Annotated in this window: 18 protein-coding genes; 4 read left to right on the top strand and 14 right to left on the bottom strand. The window is 40.5% G+C overall.

Annotation, left to right across the window (positions count from 1 at the left end; genetic code table 11):
• Positions 1-6: 6 nt before the first annotated feature.
• From SRA_RS07200 to xseA, 5 genes are read right to left on the bottom strand one after another with little or no spacing between them, the layout of a single operon-like run.
• A complete protein-coding gene (locus SRA_RS07200) occupies positions 7-471 on the bottom strand; it encodes an arginine repressor (protein WP_003089300.1) in 465 nt (154 codons plus the stop codon).
• On the bottom strand, positions 458-1,285 hold the full coding sequence (locus SRA_RS07205) for a TlyA family RNA methyltransferase (protein WP_003089303.1): 828 nt from the start codon (positions 1,283-1,285) through the stop codon (positions 458-460). Before SRA_RS07205 ends, SRA_RS07200 begins: the two co-directional genes overlap by 14 nt.
• Entirely contained in the window at positions 1,278-2,147 is an 870-nt protein-coding gene (locus SRA_RS07210) for a polyprenyl synthetase family protein (protein WP_003089307.1), read from the bottom strand. Before SRA_RS07210 ends, SRA_RS07205 begins: the two co-directional genes overlap by 8 nt.
• A gap of 2 nt (positions 2,148-2,149) precedes the next feature.
• Entirely contained in the window at positions 2,150-2,365 is a 216-nt protein-coding gene (locus SRA_RS07215; protein ID WP_003089310.1) for an exodeoxyribonuclease VII small subunit, read from the bottom strand.
• Positions 2,355-3,683, bottom strand: coding sequence for an exodeoxyribonuclease VII large subunit (xseA, locus tag SRA_RS07220; RefSeq protein ID WP_003089313.1), 1,329 nt, complete (start codon positions 3,681-3,683; stop codon positions 2,355-2,357). The genes SRA_RS07215 and xseA overlap by 11 nt, the downstream gene beginning before the upstream one ends.
• Before the next feature lie 440 nt (positions 3,684-4,123).
• On the opposite strand from xseA, the gene lytS reads away from it, so the two are divergent.
• From lytS to lrgB, 4 genes are all read left to right on the top strand, one after another.
• On the top strand, positions 4,124-5,866 hold the full coding sequence (gene lytS, locus SRA_RS07225) for a two-component system sensor histidine kinase LytS (RefSeq protein ID WP_003089315.1): 1,743 nt from the start codon (positions 4,124-4,126) through the stop codon (positions 5,864-5,866).
• Entirely contained in the window at positions 5,847-6,581 is a 735-nt protein-coding gene (locus SRA_RS07230; RefSeq protein ID WP_003089316.1) for a LytR/AlgR family response regulator transcription factor, read from the top strand. The genes lytS and SRA_RS07230 overlap by 20 nt, the downstream gene beginning before the upstream one ends.
• Before the next feature lie 175 nt (positions 6,582-6,756).
• Positions 6,757-7,224, top strand: coding sequence for a CidA/LrgA family protein (locus SRA_RS07235; protein ID WP_003089318.1), 468 nt, complete (start codon positions 6,757-6,759; stop codon positions 7,222-7,224).
• A 1-nt stretch (position 7,225) separates the two neighbouring features.
• Complete coding sequence (lrgB, locus tag SRA_RS07240; RefSeq protein ID WP_003089319.1) at positions 7,226-7,957, top strand: antiholin-like protein LrgB; 732 nt, start codon at positions 7,226-7,228, stop codon at positions 7,955-7,957.
• A 152-nt stretch (positions 7,958-8,109) separates the two neighbouring features.
• Here lrgB and SRA_RS07245 read toward each other — a convergent pair whose 3' ends face one another.
• The 9 genes from SRA_RS07245 to argF form a co-directional block, all read right to left on the bottom strand.
• A complete protein-coding gene (locus SRA_RS07245; RefSeq protein ID WP_003089322.1) occupies positions 8,110-8,961 on the bottom strand; it encodes an NAD(P)H-hydrate dehydratase in 852 nt (283 codons plus the stop codon).
• Positions 8,958-9,812 carry a bifunctional methylenetetrahydrofolate dehydrogenase/methenyltetrahydrofolate cyclohydrolase gene (locus tag SRA_RS07250; protein WP_003089324.1) on the bottom strand — a complete coding sequence of 285 codons (855 nt, stop codon included), beginning with the start codon at positions 9,810-9,812 and terminating at the stop codon, positions 8,958-8,960. The genes SRA_RS07245 and SRA_RS07250 overlap by 4 nt, the downstream gene beginning before the upstream one ends.
• A gap of 120 nt (positions 9,813-9,932) precedes the next feature.
• Complete coding sequence (locus SRA_RS10025) at positions 9,933-10,079, bottom strand: FeoB-associated Cys-rich membrane protein (RefSeq protein WP_037610332.1); 147 nt, start codon at positions 10,077-10,079, stop codon at positions 9,933-9,935.
• A gap of 16 nt (positions 10,080-10,095) precedes the next feature.
• Complete coding sequence (gene feoB / locus SRA_RS07260) at positions 10,096-12,246, bottom strand: ferrous iron transport protein B (protein ID WP_003089326.1); 2,151 nt, start codon at positions 12,244-12,246, stop codon at positions 10,096-10,098.
• 6 nt (positions 12,247-12,252) lie between these two features.
• The gene (locus SRA_RS07265; protein WP_003089329.1) at positions 12,253-12,717 is read right to left on the bottom strand and encodes a ferrous iron transport protein A; all 465 of its coding nucleotides are present in this window, start codon (positions 12,715-12,717) and stop codon (positions 12,253-12,255) included.
• Positions 12,718-13,097: 380 nt separating this feature from the next.
• A complete protein-coding gene (locus tag SRA_RS07270; RefSeq protein ID WP_003089331.1) occupies positions 13,098-13,832 on the bottom strand; it encodes an amino acid ABC transporter ATP-binding protein in 735 nt (244 codons plus the stop codon).
• Entirely contained in the window at positions 13,832-14,518 is a 687-nt protein-coding gene (locus tag SRA_RS07275; RefSeq protein ID WP_003089332.1) for an amino acid ABC transporter permease, read from the bottom strand. The genes SRA_RS07270 and SRA_RS07275 overlap by 1 nt, the downstream gene beginning before the upstream one ends.
• Positions 14,519-14,644: 126 nt before the next feature.
• The gene (locus SRA_RS07280) at positions 14,645-14,875 is read right to left on the bottom strand and encodes a DUF1797 family protein (RefSeq protein WP_003089333.1); all 231 of its coding nucleotides are present in this window, start codon (positions 14,873-14,875) and stop codon (positions 14,645-14,647) included.
• Between the two features lie 75 nt (positions 14,876-14,950).
• Positions 14,951-15,931 carry an ornithine carbamoyltransferase gene (gene argF, locus SRA_RS07285; RefSeq protein ID WP_003089335.1) on the bottom strand — a complete coding sequence of 327 codons (981 nt, stop codon included), beginning with the start codon at positions 15,929-15,931 and terminating at the stop codon, positions 14,951-14,953.
• Positions 15,932-16,095: the final 164 nt, after the last annotated feature.

Consider the following 16,095-nt stretch of genomic DNA (forward strand, 5'->3'; position numbering starts at 1 on the left):
TTCAATCTAGTCTTTCATCCAAGTCTTAATTTCCTGGCGGATTCTGTCACTGTCCTTAGGACTTTTAGCCAGTAAAAGCAGACTGTTATCATCAGCGATCAGACTAAAAATAAGCCCCTCAAACTGTTCGAGCAAGAAACGTTTAAGCAGGTAGCTGGTTCCCGGCACAACATCAATATGAAGGAAATTTTCCAAACCGGAAATTTCATCCGAGACAGCTTTAATTGAATTTTCTGTAGGTTTAGGCGCAGATGCTTCTTTTCGGGTGTTTCCTTTAGACAGACCGTAGATATATCGACCGTTTGCAGTCGGTACCTTAATAATTCCCACTTCATTAATATCACGGGAAATAGTCGCCTGCGTTGCCTGCAGACCTTCTTTTTCTAAAAGCCTAACCAATTCATTTTGAGTTTCGATATCATTTTCTAAAACAATCTTTTTGATTAATTCTAACCGTTCACGCTTTTTCATTCTTTTTAAATTCCTCGTGTGCTTGTTCCACAACAGCCTCAATACTTACTGCAGCCTTATTTTCAGGCTGGTCTGATTTTTCTAAATGGGCCAAAAATTCAATATTGCCGTGCCCCCCCTGAATGGGCGAAAAAGCCAGACTCTTAACTGTAAAGCCGCAATCTGCCGCAAAAGCTGTTACATCTTTCAAGACGTTTTTATGAACCTGCCTGTCCTTAACAATCCCATGTTTGCCAATTTGCTCACGCCCTGCCTCAAATTGTGGCTTGATTAAAGCAACTACTTGACCAGAATCCGCTAAAATATTGACTAATGCGGGCAAAATTAAAGCCAGCGAAATAAAACTCACATCAATAGATGCAAAGGCCGGCTGACCCTTTATAAAATCCTTTGGTTCTGCATAGCGAAAGTTGTACTGCTCCATACTCAGCACGCGCTCATTTTGGCGCAGTTTCCACACTAATTGATTGGTGCCAACATCAACGGCATAAACCAGCTTGGCACCATTTTGCAGCATAACATCCGTAAAACCGCCTGTTGAGGCACCGATATCCAAGGTTACCTTACCATCTACTGAAAGATCAAAAACCTTTAATGCCTTTTCTAATTTTAGCCCACCGCGGCTGACATATTTTAATTTCTCGCCCTTTAATTTTAATTCAGTTGCTGCATCAATTTTTTCGCCAGGTTTATCATAGCGCTGACCGTTTAAAACAGCCACGACCAAACCGGCCATAACTCCCCGTTTAGCTTGTTCTCTTGTATCAAAGAGGCCTTGTTTGTAAGCTAAAACATCCACTCTTTCCTTAGACATGGAGACGCAACCTTTCTATTATTGTTTCAATTCCTTTAGCATTAAATTGCTCTTCTAAGGCTAATTTTTGGAAAATAGCTTGCGCTTGGTTGAGGGAATCTTCCAAAATATCATAAGACTTATCCAAGCCTAAAAGACTGGGGTAGGTTGATTTTTCAGCACTCAAATCCTTTTGTGGTGTCTTGCCCAACTGAGCAAAATCAGCCGTTACATCTAAAATATCATCACGCACCTGAAAAGCCAAACCGACTAATTCACCTGCCTGACGCAGCTGAGCAAGGGCTTTTTCTGGCAGCTCTGCTATTATTCCCGCCGCCACAAAAGGAAAAGTCAAGAGTTTCCCTGTCTTATTGGCATGAATTTTGGCCAAATCTGCCAAATCCAGCTGAACATGTTCGCCCTTAATATCCAGCATTTGCCCGCCGACCATGCCATAGGTTCCTGCAGCATCTGACAACTCTGCTATCAACCTTACCTTTATATCAGCCTTTAAGTCAGCCTTAGCCAGCAAACCAAAGGGATCTAGAAAAAGACTGTCACCAGCTAAAATGGCTGTCGCTTCATCAAACTTCTTATGATTGGTCAGCTGACCCCGTCTATAATCATCATTATCCATAGCAGGCAGGTCATCATGAATCAAACTGCCGGTATGAATCATCTCTAGGCTTGCCGCCACCTGATAGTGGGCTTCTGTTAAGCTTAAGCCAAAACCTTGCAGAAGCTCTAAAAACAGCAAAGGTCTGATACGTTTTCCGCCAGCGTGAATTGAATATAAAACGGCCTCAATAAGATCTTTGGAGACGGCCTGTTGAGCATAGTAAGCCTGCAGAGCTCGGTCAATTTTTTTAATTTTCTTATCCACAATCAGTCCATTTCCGCTTCGCTGCCATCAGCCTGCATGACTTTGACCAGAGTCTTTTCAGCTGACTCCAATGTTTTTTGTAGGTCTTTAGAAAGCAGCATACCCTTTTGAAATTGAGCAATCGCTTCTTCAAGAGGAACTTCACCATTTTCCAATTGACTCACAATTTCTTCTAAATCTTGTAAATTCTCTTCAAATGTTTTTTTCTTATTTGACATCTTCTACCTCCACTTGAACATAGCCATCTTTCATTTCAAGCTTCAAGTGATCTCCTTTTTTGATTTGCTGGGTTGATTGAATAATATGATTATCCTTTTGAACAATAGCATAGCCACGCGCTACAATCCGAGTCGTATCCAAAGACAAAAGCGCATCCTGTGCCTTTTCAAAACGAGCTAACTTACTGTCATATTGGCTGCTCATATGGCTTAACAGCAAACGCTGATCTTGTTTTAATTGTTCTTGATAACGCTGAATGCGCTGGGATAAATCAAGAGACAGCAGCCTCTGCCTTAGTAGATTCTCCTTGCGGTCATAAGTATCATAAGTCTGCCGCACCTTGGTCAGCAAACGCGTTTTTAAGTGATCCAGCTTTTGAACATAAGCATCATAGAGCCTTTCGGGCTGTCTAAAAATAACTGAGTTCTGTAATTTTCTAACCTGTTCACCCTTTTGTTTAATCAGGCGCATAACCGCTTGGTAAGAGCGCATCTGTCTTTCTTGAAGGAAGGCCAATAAATCAGCCTTGGTCACAGGTGTTGCCAATTCAGCTGCCGCTGTTGGTGTTGCCGCCCTGCGATCCGCCACGAAATCAGCCAAGGTTGTATCCGTTTCGTGTCCAACACTGGAAATAATGGGCAGATGCGATTCAAAGATGGCCTCTACTACAATCTCCTCATTAAAAGCCCAGAGATCCTCAATGGAACCTCCGCCGCGGCCGACAATGAGCAGGTCTAAATCACCGCGTTCATTAGCCAAACGAATGTTGTCAGCCACTTCCTGCGCTGCCCCTTCACCTTGAACCTTGGTTGGAAACAGTAGAATATGAACTCCGGGAAAACGGCGTGAAACTGTGGTGATAATATCTCTGATAACCGCACCGCTAGGACTGGTGACAACACCAATCTTTTTAACAAACTGCGGCAATCTTTGCTTATGTCTATCGTCAAAATAACCAGCCTCAGCCAGCTTTTTCTTAAGCTGTTCAAATTGAATGGCTAGTGCACCAATACCATCTGGCTCTGCCTTTTCAATGATAATGGAATAAGATCCGCTGGGTTCATAGAGCTGTACACGGCCAATAACATTAATTTTCATACCTTCTTCAAGCTCAAAGCCCAATTTTTTATAAATACCGCCCCACATGGTCGCCTGAATGACAGCTTTCTCATCTTTAAGAGAAAAGTACTGATGATTGGGGCGCTTTCTGAAATTGGAAACCTGACCTGTCAGATAAACCCGTTCCAAATAAGGATCGCGATCAAATTTTAATTTCAAATACTTGGTTAAAGAAGATACTGATAAATAATCTGACATAAATCTTATCTAGTAGACAACGAAAAATAACCCTAAACATTATCTGAAACCCATAATTCCAGAACTAATAATATTTGTGATTTTTCAGCAGTCTTTATTCAGGCTCCTTTCTTTTATGCATAGATATAATCATTATACCAAAAAATGAAAATTTATACTGCCTTTTGAGATGGAAAATCAAAGAGACGGCTCACCTATACTTCCCTAAGAATCAAAAACAACAAAAAACTCAGATTCAGGATTAGTCTCATCTGGGCAGTTTGATCCTTCACTTTCAAAAACGGCAAGGCTTGAAAATCTAAAATAAAACGTTTACAATAGAGAACTAGAACAAGCTTACTCTATAAAGAGTTTCTTCAAGAGAAGCTCTCGCCGCAGACTGTTTAACCGTTGACAGCTATCTCGTCAGCATTAATAGTCAAATATAGGAGAATCGCATTATGTTAATGATATTATTGTTCCAGAGACTTGGTATTATCATGATTCTAGCCTTTTTACTGGTCAATAACAGCTATTTCCGACAGCTGATTGAAGAACGTTCCAAACGTGAAAAGCTGGTTCTCATTTTTATTTTTGGTATTTTTGTCATTATTTCTAATATGACAGGGATTGAAATCACTAGCGATAAAAGCTTAGTAGAGCGTCCTATTTTGACGACTATTTCCCATTCAGACTCTTTGGCTAATACCAGAACTCTGGTCATTACAACAGCTAGTCTGGTGGGCGGTCCCTTAGTTGGAACTGTTGTGGGTATTATCGGCGGCATCCATCGATTCTTCCAAGGAAATTTTTCAGGTGCCTTTTATATTGTCAGTTCTGCTTTGGTGGGATACATTAGCGGTCGACTGGGTGATAAATTGAAGGCTAATAACCTTTATCCATCTACTTCTCAAGTCATTGTTATCAGCATTATTGCTGAATGCATTCAAATGCTTTTTGTTGGTTTCTTTACAGGCTGGGATTTGGTCAAACTGATTTTCATTCCTATGATGCTGCTTAACAGTCTGGGATCGACTTTGTTCTTAGCCATTCTTAAAACTTACCTGTCTAATGAAAGACAGCTGCGTGCCGTTCAGACTCGGGATGTTTTGGATTTGACGCAGCAAACCTTGCCTTATCTAAGACAGGGGCTGAGTCAGCAATCAGCTGCTAAAGTCTGCAATATTATCAAGCAGCATACCAATTTTGATGCTGTTGGTCTGACTGATCGGACAAATGTTTTAGCTCATATCGGCGTTGGACAGGATCATCATATTTCGGGACAGCCTGTCAAAACTGACCTCTCAAAAAGTGTCATTTTAAGCGGTCAGCCGCAAGTTGCCTTAGATAAAAAAGCCATTGCCTGTCCAGATCAAGGCTGTCTCCTAAACTCAGCTATTGTTGTTCCGCTCAAAATCAATGATGAGACAGTTGGTGCCTTAAAAATGTATTTTTCCGGTGATAAAAAGATGACTGAAGTCGAAGAAAATCTCGCTCTGGGTCTCTCGCAAATTTTCTCTGGTCAGCTGGCTATCGGTATTGCTGAGGAACAAAATAAATTAGCCAGCATTGCAGAAATCAAGGCCTTACAGTCCCAGATTAATCCACACTTCTTCTTCAATGCTATCAATACTATCAGCGCCTTGATTCGTCTTGATGCCAATAAAGCCCGCTATGCTCTCATGCAATTAAGTACTTTTTTTAGAACCAGTCTGCAAGGCGGTCAAGATAGAGAAATTACTTTAGAACAGGAAAAAGCGCATGTTGATGCTTATATGAATCTTGAAAAGCTGCGCTTTCCTGATAAGTATCAGCTAGACTATTATATTACTGTTCCGAGCAAGATGACCTTGCCTCCCTTTGGTTTACAAGTCTTGGTTGAAAATGCAGTACGCCACGCTTTTAAAGATCGAAAAAAGGATAACCGTATCTGTATTTCTATAACGGATCAGGGAGATTGTTACAAGGTGGCTGTCAGCGACAATGGTCAGGGTATTTCTCCTAATATTATTGACAAATTAGGTCAGGAAACCGTATCCGAAAGCAAGGGAACGGGAACAGCCCTTGTTAACTTGAACAATCGCTTAAACCTGCTTTACGGCAGTGCTAGTCAGCTGCACTTTGACAGTACAGATAACGGAACAACCGTCTGGTATGAGATTCCTTATCAAAAAGGAGATAGAGATGAAAATTTTAATTCTTGACGACGAGATGCTAGCAAGACAGGAGCTTACTTTTTTAATTCAGCAAAGCAAGGAACTTGACCATCCTGATATTTTTGAAGCAGAAGATATTAGCAGCGCTGAAAAAATTCTTTTTCGTCAGCAGATCGATTTAATTTTTCTTGATATTTCACTCAGCGAGGAAAATGGTTTTACCCTAGCCAACCAATTAGAACAGCTAGCACATCCGCCGCTTGTAGTCTTTGCAACAGCCTATGATAATTATGCTGTCAAAGCTTTTGAAAGCAATGCTGCCGATTATATTTTGAAACCTTTTGAACAGGAACGCGTGGATAAAGCCCTAGCCAAGGTCAAAAAAATGCAGCATTTATCTGCAAGAGATGAACCAAGCCTAGCAGATAAGAAAGGCGTTGAATTACTCACATTGACTCTGGCAGACAGAAGTGTCGTCCTCAAGCTGCCAGATATTATAGCTGCCAGCATTGAAGATGGTGAATTGACTGTTAGCACCAAAAGCAATAGCTATACTATCAAGAAAACACTAAATTGGTTTAAATCTCGCGCCAAGACTAATTATTTTTTACAAATTCATCGCAATACTGTTGTTAATCTGGAAATGATTCAGGAAATTCAGCCTTGGTTCAATCATACACTCTTACTGGTGATGGTTAATGGTGAAAAATTTCCAGTCGGACGTTCTTATATGAAAGAGTTGAACGCTCATTTGACCTTATAAATGGATTAATTTCATTCACCCCTCAAAATTTTCATTTGACAATTTTGCATTGGCATTAAGGAGTTGAATATTGCAATTCAGCTTCTTTTTTTTGCAATCGGGGATAATTTTGAAAACGTTTTACACAAAATGAGCTACAATAACATTGTCAAGAAAGGAAGGAGTCATCAGTATTATGAAACACACTAGTAAAGTAACCCAATCAAAATCTGCACCCATGTTTATTCAAATGTCTATTTATGCTGCTATTCTGTTAGTTTCTCAAGTTATCTCAGAATTACTGCCTAAAACCTTACCGATTCCAACCACAGTCATCGGTTTAATCCTGATGTATATTCTCTTATGCAGTCATCTTATCAAGGTTGAATGGGTAGACTCCTTAGGTTCCTTACTCATTAGTATGATTGGTTTCATGTTTGTCCCATCAGGTATTTCCTTAGCGGCTAATTTAAATATTATCAAATCTGAAGGGTTGCAGTTAGTCATTGTTATCAGCCTGTCAACCATCTTGATGCTCATTATTGTGACCTATATGACATCTCTCATTCTATTGCTTAAAAAATTGAGCTTTAGCACTCTTTGGGAAAAATTAACGACTCACAGTTTTGATAAAAAACTGAGTAAGAAAGTAGGGGGAAAATAAAATGGAACTTTTAAAGACACCTGTTTTTGGGATTTGCTTTTCCTTAATCCTTTATACCATTGGACAGTATTTATTCAAAAAAAGCAAAGGATTCTTTCTCTTACAACCCCTCTTCTTTGCTATGGTAGTAGGGATTATCCTGCTTATGGTATTGGCTAAAGGACTGGGAACGAATGTTAAAATATTATATGATCAAGCTTACAAACCGGGAGGAGACTTAATTTTCTGGTTTCTAAATCCCGCAACCATCGCCTTTGCGGTGCCGCTTTATAAGAAAAATGATGCTGTCAAAAAATATTGGAAAGAAATTATCAGCAGTCTGATTATCGGTATGGTCGTCTCCTTAGTTATCATTGTTGCTATTTCAAAGGCTATCGGTTTAAGCCAAGCCAGCACTGCTTCTATGCTTCCTCAAGCAGCCACAACAGCCATTGCCCTCCCTATCGCCCACGCTATTGGCGGCAACACTGCTATCACTGCTATGGCCTGTATCCTAAATGCCGTCATCATCTATGCTTTGGGCAAAAAATTAGTAGCTTTCTTTCACCTCAATAAGAGTGAAATTGGCGTCGGCTTGGGCTTAGGAACATCGGGACACACAGTCGGCGCAGCCTTTGCTCTAGAATTAGGAGAATTGCAAGGTGCCATGGCAGCCATAGCAGTCGTCGTTATCGGGCTTGTCGTTGACTTGGTCATCCCCGTCTTTAGCTACATTATTGGTTTGGCTCACTAAAAACTAAAACTGCTATCGATAAGACAAAAGCCCTTAGCGGAAATTATCCGTTAAAGGGCTTTTTATTAGTTTTAATTTTTGATTAGATATAGAGCAGTTAAAAATTATCTGGTTAATAGAACGATTAAACTAAATTTTAATCTCTTCGTACGTTAAGTCAAATATCTGTTAGATTCACTCATCTCCTTCATCACTCTTGCAATCTCTGCACTGATTCTTGTTGGCAGGACAACATAGGTCTCTTGGCTCAGTTGGTCTGCGATGTAGGAATGGAGAAAGACAGCTGCGGCGGTAACCTCAAAGCGGTCTGAGTGAAATTGGGCAAGAAAGCCTGCAATCATGCCTGCCAAGGTATCTCCCATACCGCCTGTTGCCTGATAGGGACCGCCGACTTGGATGCGCCCGACTTGTTGGCCTTGATAAAGCTTGGTCTGATGAGACTTGGCAACTAGAATGGTTTCTTTTGGAAAATGATTCAGGGCTGCTTGTGTTGTTTTTTCTGTTTGCTCTGAGATGGTCAGTCCCGACAGTCTTTCCCATTCTTTTTGATGGGGCGTGAGGACAACTTTGGCTGTTGGCCAGCTGACTGGCTTTCTTTGGGCCAAGAGATTGAGGGCAGAACCATCAATGACCAAAGTCTGCTCCGCTGTAACGGTTTGCCAAACCAGATCAAAGGTCTTCTTAGCCAAGTCATCTTCAGCTAAGCCCGGTCCGATGAGAACCACATCTGCTGCTCTTACTTGTTCTAACAGACGGTTTCTTTCTGTCATATCAAAGGCCATAGCCTCAGGCAAATGACTGTGCAGAGCTGTAATATTGTCCTTGTGGGTAGCAACCGTCACCAAACCAGCTCCGCTATTGACACAAGCAAGGGCAGCCATAATGATGGCACCCCCGTATGGATAATTGCCGCCAATCAAAAGGGCACGGCCAAAAGTCCCCTTGTGACTGTCAAGAGGACGCGGCTGAATGATTTGTTTAGCTAAAGATTCATCAATAATCATCTGGTCACACTTCTTAAAGCTGCTTGGTAGGTTTGTTCCAAAAGCATGGTGATAGTCATCGGACCGACACCGCCTGGAACAGGAGTTATGAGACTGGCTTTCTTAGCGACTTGGTCAAAGTTAACATCACCGATCAGTTTGCCATTTTCGTCACGATTCATGCCAACATCAATGACAACAGCGCCTTCTTTGACAAAGTCTTCAGTGACAAAATGACCTTGACCGATAGCAACAATAAGCACATCAGCACATCTTGCCACTTCTGATAAATGTTTCGTTCTGGAATGCGTCAAGGTAACTGTTGCATTTTTTTCGAGCAATAACTGCGCCATGGGCTTACCAACAATATTGGAGCGGCCAATAATAACCGCATGCTTGCCTTCAAGATCCACCTGATAAGCACTCAGCATTTCCATGATGCCAGCTGGTGTGCAGGGAACCATGACTGATCTGCCGCTCCATAAATGTCCTGTATTCATGGGATGAAAACCATCAACATCCTTATGCGGATCAATAGCCAAAATGATTTTTTTATCATTAATATGAGCGGGAAGAGGCAGCTGTACCAGTATACCGTGAATAGATGGGTCTTGATTATAGCTTTCGATTACATCTATTAATTCTTCTTCACTGATGGCATCTGACAGGCGCACTGTCTCGCTTTTGAAACCAGCTTTCTTAGCTGCGCGCTCTTTATTATGGACGTAGACCTGACTGGCCGGATTATCTCCCACCAAAATGACTGCTAATCCCGGAACAAGATTGTATTTTTCTTGCATGCGTGCAACTTTCTCAGCCAGCTGAGCCTGCATCTTCTGTGCCAGTGCTTTACCATCAATAATTTCTGTCATTCTAATCTCCTGAAATAAATATTACTTTAATTATACCAAAAAAGGTGAGCAGATAATATGCTGCTGCACCTTTTTCTTATATTTAAATGTTATAAGCGGTTCAAATTAAGAAACACATTTTTAATGCACTTTATTAGAACGCTTTATCTCGTCTTTAACAGGACAGGCACAGTCACAATCACCGCAAGACCCTTTTTGTTTAATATAGTGACGTATACTTAGAACAACTGCAAGGACGATCAAAGCTGCAATAATTATAGTTGACATAGAGCTTCCTTTCGATTTAATCGTTGGCTAGACCCAGATTGTCTAGACTGATGACTTTTTCTTTTATTTGACGTGGCTTTCTGATGATAAAGTAAATCATTACAAGCAATACAACAACAGCCAATCCTGTCCAGAACCTTATTGGCTTGTCATAAAGAGCAACTAAGCCAATCTGATAAATGACCAAACTAATAAGGTAGGCAAGTCCTGTTTGATAAGCAATCGCTATTAAGGTCCACTTGAGGTTTCCCATCTCACGTTTGATAGCACCAATAGCTGCAAAACAAGGAGCACAGAGCAGATTAAAAGTTAAAAATGAATAGGCTGCCAAGGCTGTGTAATCTCCCTGCAGGCTGCTCCACAGCGAATGCGTAGTTTCCGTTGCATCTGGGTTATTATAGAGAATTCCAAAAGTTGCCACTACCGTTTCCTTAGCTGCAAGACCTGTAATAGCAGCAACCGTTGCCTTCCAGTTTCCAAAACCAAGTGGTGTAAAAATCCAAGCCAAGAGACGCCCAAGACTAGCTAAGATACTGTTTTCTGTATTAACTGCCTGCAAAGTAAAGTTATAGGAACTCATAAACCAAATGAGAACAGTCAAGCTAAAAATAATAGTTCCAGCACGCTTGACAAAACTCATAGCTTTACCAAAGGCATAACGTAAAACAGCCTCAGCTTTTGGCAAATGATAGCTTGGCAGTTCCATGATAAAAGGACTAGTATAACCGCCTAAAAAACTGGTTTTCTTAAGAGCAATCCCTGATAAAATAATGGCAATCATTCCCATGAAATAAGCACTGGGAGCAATCCAAGGATTATGCGGGAAAAAGGCACCTGCTATCAAAGCGATAATAGACAGCTTAGCCGAACATGGCATAAAGGTTGCTGTCATAATAGTGATACGCCGATCACGCTCATTTTCAATGGTCCGGCTGGCCATGATGCCCGGAACACCGCAGCCTGTTGAGATCAGCATCGGAATAAAGGATTTTCCAGAGAGACCGAAACGTCTGAAAATCCGATCCATAACAAAGGCAATTCGGCTCATATAACCAATATCTTCTAGAATGCCCAAACAGACAAAGAGAACAAAGATTTGCGGTAAGAAGCCAAGCACCGTTCCAACACCGGCAACAATTCCATCAACAATTAAGGATTGCAGCCAAGCCTGTACTTTCAAGGCTTCTAAAATACTTGTCACAAAGTCGGGCACATATTTGCCAAAAAGGACATCATTGATCCAGTCTGTTCCAATCGTTCCTACTGTTTGAATGGATAGATAATAAACCAAGAACATGACAATTGTAAAGATAAGCAAGGCCAAGATACGATTGGTGACAATCTTATCAACCTTATCAGAAGCAGACATCTTAAAGTCACTGTCCTGACTTTGTGCCATTTGACTAACACGCTCAATAAAGGCATAACGCTGATTAATGACGATAGATTCTGAATCTTCGGTAAAGATTTCCTCTGTGATTTGAATGATATCTTTTATTTCCTTCTTTTGAAAAGGAGATAAGTTTAATTCCTCTTCAACCAGACGGTCGCGCTCAAAGAGTTTGATGGCATAAAAACGGCTTGAGCGTTCTGGCACCGTCTGACCCAGCACTTCAATAATTTGAGCAATAGCTGCTTCAAATTTGGCATCATAAGTTGGATACTGAATATTATCAACACTGTTTTTCGTTGTTTGACTGGCTTTTTTGACAGCCTTATCAACCCCTGTATTTTTCAAAGCACTGGTCGCGACAACCGGCACGCCCATCTGATAAGCTAACTTATCGCTATTGATAGCTTTGCCTTGACTTTTCAAAACATCACTCATATTAAGAGCAATGGTTACAGGAATTCCCGTTTCAATTAACTGCGTTGTCAGATAAAGATTGCGCTCTAGGTTTGTCGCATCCACTATATTTAAAATACTGTCAGCATGATTGCTGAGCAGATAATCACGCGCCACCTTTTCTTCAGGACTGTAAGGAGACATGGAATAAATCCCCGGCAAATCCTGCACATTGACACCCTTTAGTTTTCTGACTTGGCCGCTTTTGCGTTCGACAGTTACACCAGGCCAGTTCCCAACATGCTGACGGGTGCCTGTCAGTAAATTAAAAAGACTGGTTTTTCCGCTGTTGGGATTCCCAATCAAAGCAATTTCTGTCATTTTTTCCTACCTATCTATCTTTACAACACTGATCATTTGCGCTTCCGATTTTCTAAGAGTCAGCTCATAGCCGCGCAGGCTAATCTCTATCGGATCTCCCAAGGGAGCGACCTTGCGAAGATAAACCTTGGTATGACGTGTCAGTCCCATATCCATTAAACGGCGTTTAGCCTCATTGACAGCAAATATATTGTCAATATAAGCAAATTCGCCGACTGGCAGCTCTGATAAAGGAAGTACTTCTTCATTTTCCTTATCTTCACCGACATCTATTTTAGCTAAAATAGAGTCATCAAAAGCAAGACGGCTTGATTTTAACATGACAATAGCGCTGGATTTTGTTTTTGAAATCAGCTTAACACGGTTGCCGACTTTCAAACCAAGATTAGAAAGATGCCTTATGCTGGTCTCCGGCAGATTGATGCTGACAATTTTATAAGGGGTGTTTATCTTTGCTTCTTGTAATATCACTACCACACTCTCCTTTTATTGGTCAGGTTAAGACCTTCCTGTCCTCATTATAGCATATAAAATGCCTTGATTTAAGCGTTTTTCAAAGATTGGAATCATTCCAAAAACCTCAAATGTATCAGAAACCGTCTTTTATTTTGGACAAGGAATAGACCTGACAATGGTATCAAGAGAATGTTTTTTAACCCTTTAAGATAGGAAAGGGTCCATGTTTGTGAAAAGACATAAAACACTTAATCGCTGGAAAACTTAAAGGCTGCCGTTCAGACCACCTGACAGCAACCTAAAAAGGACTCCGCTTTGTACACTGCAAAGCGAAATCCCTGACAAATTTTCTATTTGACTTAGAAAAGCAAAGCACAAATTTTGGTCACTTTTATTTACAAGACTTTTCCTAAGAAATCCTTGGTTCTTTCTTCTTTAGTATTTTCAAAGACTTCCTCAGGTGTTCCTTCTTCAACAATGACACCGTCATCCATAAAGATGACACGGTCGGCTACTTCACGTGCAAAGCCCATCTCGTGCGTTACAATAGCCATGGTCATCCCTGATTTAGCCAAATCCTGCATGACACCTAGCACTTCTCCAACCATCTCTGGATCAAGGGCAGAAGTCGGTTCATCAAATAAAAGAGCATCTGGATCCATAGCCAAACTACGGGCAATAGCAATCCGCTGCTGCTGACCGCCTGACAAGCTTTGCGGGTAAGCATCTGCCTTATCTCGCAAACCTACCTTATCCAAGAGCTGATAAGCCTTTTCTTCTGCTTCTTCCTTACTAAGTCCCTTAGTTTTAATTGGAGAAAGAGTAATATTTTCTAAAACAGTCATATTAGGAAAAAGATTAAACTGCTGGAAAACCATTCCCATCTTCTCACGCATTTTAAAAATATCATTGGATTTATCTGTAATATCTACACCCTCAAAAGTAATGCTTCCTTTGGTCGGTGCTTCCAGAAGATTCAGCGTCCGCAAAAAAGTTGATTTCCCAGAGCCAGACGGTCCAATAATTACCAGAACTTCTCCTTGTTTGATATCAAGGTCAATCCCTTTAAGCACCTCATTCTTACCGAAAGATTTATGCAAATTTTTAATACTGATAAGTGTTTCTGACATTAGTTTGTATCCCCTTTACCAAAACGATTTTCAAGATATTTGACAAGTGCTGACATCAGAGTTGTCACCATCAAGTAATAAAAGGCACCAAATAACAGGGGGGTCAAAGGCAGATAGGTTGCCGTTACAACTGACTGAGCGCCATTCCACAGCTCCATAACACCAATGGTCTGTAAAAGCGAGCTGTCCTTAATAATAGTGATAAATTCATTCCCCAAAGCAGGTAAAATATTTTTGAAAGCCTGCGGTAAAATAACATAACGCATCGCATTAACAGGCTTAATTCCTAATGAATAAGCAGCTTCTAACTGGCCCTTAGGCACAGCCTCAATACCGGCACGGACAATTTCTGAAATATAGGCGCCGCTGTTTAGCGACAAGACAATAATTCCGGGCAGCAGCCGTGAAAAATCTAGGTCCAAAACACCGAATTTAACAATGGGCATATTGGCAAAATGCAGAACAACGAAGGAAATCATAATCTGCACGACCATGGGCGTTCCGCGGAATATCCAGACATAAAATGACACCAGCCAGTTTAAGAATTTGATGTTGCTGCGTTTAATCAAAGCCACCAGAACACCGATAATAGTCCCGAAAAACACCACACAGGCCGAGATTATGATTGTAACCAGCACCCCATAATTAAAATAGGCCCAATATTTAGGTAAAAATGAAAAGTCCATAAACTGCTCCTCTGAAATGATATGACATATTATATTATATTTTGAATAAAAATACAAGCTCTTCTGATTAATCCTCAAAATTCAAAAAAGCAGAACCAGGTCTGGTTCTGCCCTTCATAGTCCCCATTAATAAAGTAAATCATAAATTTCCATTGCAATCAAATCAATACTGTCAAAAGTATAAGTTTCGCGTGCAGCAACATCCCGCAGTGTAAACACAGGACCGTTTTCTGGATCATTATTAAATGAAACTTCAGCAACGACAGCACCATCACGCTCAAAATGACGTTTCAAATTACTGCTGTCAGTTGTCATCAATTCTAAACGATTAATAATTCTCACTAAATGTGATTCCATGATATTCTCCTATCCGTTTTTTAACTCTTCTTATTTTAACACAAATAAGGCAAAAAAACAGTAAAATCATTCATTTTAGAGATTTTTTAGAGATTGATAGATAATCGCTTTTATAGAATGCAGGCGGTTTTCTGCCTCTTGGAAAATGATGCTGCTGTATTTTTGAAAAATAGTATCTGTAATTTCAAGCTCCTTATAACCATACTTTTCATAGATTTCCTGACCAATTTCAGTGTTAAGGTCGTGGAAAGCTGGCAGGCAGTGAAGGACAATAGCTTTGGGATTATTGACCTGATCAAGAAGACCCTGATTGATCTGATAAGGCAGAAGCAAATCAATTCTTTCTTTAAAGTCAACTTCTTCTCCCATAGAAACCCAAACATCTGTGTAAAGAATATCAGCATCGACAACCGCCGCAGTATCATCAGTAACTGTGATTTCTCCTCCTGTCTGATGCTTTTTAGCCAAATCAACAATTTCTGGTTCAGGCTGCAGTTCTTTAGGTGCAATGATTTTAACATTAATCCCCAAAATAGCTGCCGTCACCAGCAGGGAATTGGCCACATTGTTACGGCCGTCTCCCAAATAGGCCAGTGTCAGACCCTCTAATTTACCAAAGTGTTCTTTGACTGTCATAAAATCAGCAATCATCTGTGTAGGATGCCAAGTATCTGTCAAGCCGTTCCAGACAGGAACTCCCGAGAATTCAGCCAGCAGCTCCGCTCTTTCTTGTGTAAAGCCGCGGTACTCAATACCATCAAACATAGAACCTAGGACTTTAGCCGTATCAACAATTGATTCTTTTTTCCCTAATTGTATTTCATTGCTGCCTAAATAGGTCACATTCATTCCCAAATCCTGCCCCGCAACAGTGAAAGCACATCTGGTTCTCGTTGACGTTTTTTCAAAAATAAGAGCAATATTTAAGCCTTCCAGATATTTATGGGGAATTCTGTCATATTTTAGTTTCTTGAATTGCATAGAAAGGTCAATCAGGGCTTCTAGTTCTTCTTTCGTATAATCTATCTCTTTTAAAAATGATTTTGCAGCTGTCATTCGAATCTCCTTGTATTTTTATACTATATTTTTACATTTTTATTCACGATTGTCAAGTGTCTTTTTAAAATGCCTGCCAGCAGCAAATGTTATGTTGCAATCCTTTGTCTAAACCTTATCAAAGGTCTAACTTTCAATCTTTTTACTTGATTTATATCCAGATG

It is taken from the genome of Streptococcus ratti FA-1 = DSM 20564 (genome assembly GCF_000286075.1).
Lineage (GTDB): Bacteria > Bacillota > Bacilli > Lactobacillales > Streptococcaceae > Streptococcus > Streptococcus ratti.